The 1,604-nt window shown below is 45.4% G+C and carries 1 protein-coding gene; it reads right to left on the bottom strand.

The features are described from left to right. Window positions 1-1,604, bottom strand: a 1,604-nt coding sequence (locus B2X72_RS07505; RefSeq protein ID WP_286848879.1) for a SusC/RagA family TonB-linked outer membrane protein, incomplete at both ends; no start/stop codon positions are given.

Below are 1,604 nucleotides of genomic sequence, written 5' to 3' on the forward strand. Positions count from 1 at the left end.
CTCAGCACGCGGTTTTTCACAAAAGAAATATTGGCGCCGATACGATAGCCAAAATTACCGACCTGATCTTTGTAGGAAGCCAGGATATCCCAGCCCCGATTCCGTATGCTACCGGCATTCAGCACGGGAAAGTTGTTACCATAGCCTGCGGTAAACGAAATGGGTACATTGATCAGCATGTCCTCGGTCTTTTTATTATAGTAATCAACTGTCAAAGCCAATTTATGATCAAAAAGCTCCAGATCGAGACCAAGATCAGTTGAATACTGACTTTCCCATTTTACATTCGGATTCGAGGGAGTCTGTGGCAGGGCCCCCGTGACCATCACATTGTTCAGGTAATACCAGACATGGTCGAAACTAACTGTCCGTTGATACTGATATTGTGCAATATCCGAATTACCCAAAAGCCCGTAACTAGCTCGGAGCTTCAATTCGCTGATCGCAGGAAATGCTTTCATGAAAGATTCCTGACTGATCCGCCATCCCGCTGATACCGAAGGAAAGTTTCCATAGCGGTATTGATTGCTAAAGTTGGCCGATCCATCCCGTCGCATATTAAATGTCAACAAGTAGCGGTTATCATAATTATAGTTGACACGTCCCAGCATGGAATACATGGCAGACTGTCCCACACCTGACCCCACAAGACGGGAACTCGCCAGGGATGCCGAATTAAGGATCAAAACATCCGGACTCGGCAAACCACGGGCCCCAGCATTGACAGCATTATACCGGGATTCTTCTGAAGTGATTCCCGCCAAAGCCGAAATCGCATGCTTACCAAAGTTATTTTCATAAGTCAGCGTGTTTTCAAATAACCAGCGGTTATTCTGACTGCTGGAAATATTGAGTTCATCCGGATTATGGTTCTGATATTGTCCGACAGAGTAGTTACCTATATACCCCTCATTCCGCACCCGGCTAAGGTCGATCCCCATATTAAATTTGTAAACCAGGCCTTTTATAATCTCATAAGTAGCCCAGGCATTGCCGTTTACCGAAAAGTTGTCATTGACGTTTTTATTGAGGTATGCATTTGCCAATGCACTCTGAACATCCGTTCCATTGCCAGCTCCGGCAAAACCAGTGCTGCTGTTGGCATCGTAGAGCGGTAATGTCGAGGACCACTTTTGCGCATCGATGATATTTTTGTCGCTCCAGTTGCGGCGGGTGTAACCTAAGGAAAGGGTTTCGCCTATCTTGAGTTTTCCTTTGGTAAAATCAGAGATAAATTGGGCGCCATAATACTTATTTTTATCTTGAATAATAATGGATTTGTCTGTCGCATAGATACCGCTAAGCCGAAAATTGGCGTTTTGAGATCCGCCGGAAACCGAGAGATTATGCCGTTGATAATTGCCCGTCTGCAGCAATTCGTCCATCATATTATACCCGTGCCCGATGTCGGAGGGTTTAGACAGCGCGGCCAGATAATCTTTGCGCGAAGGATCCTTATTGTACATTTCCTCATTAATCAATTCGGCCAGTTGCTGTCCGTTCAGCAGAGGTATATTATGGGAAATATTTTTGATGCCGGCGAAGGCATTATAATCGAGCTTCACCTCTCCGGCTTTACCCCGTTTTGTGGTGACCAAAATAAC

This window comes from Sphingobacterium sp. UBA7253 (assembly GCF_002472745.1).
GTDB classification, from domain to species: domain Bacteria; phylum Bacteroidota; class Bacteroidia; order Sphingobacteriales; family Sphingobacteriaceae; genus Sphingobacterium; species Sphingobacterium siyangense.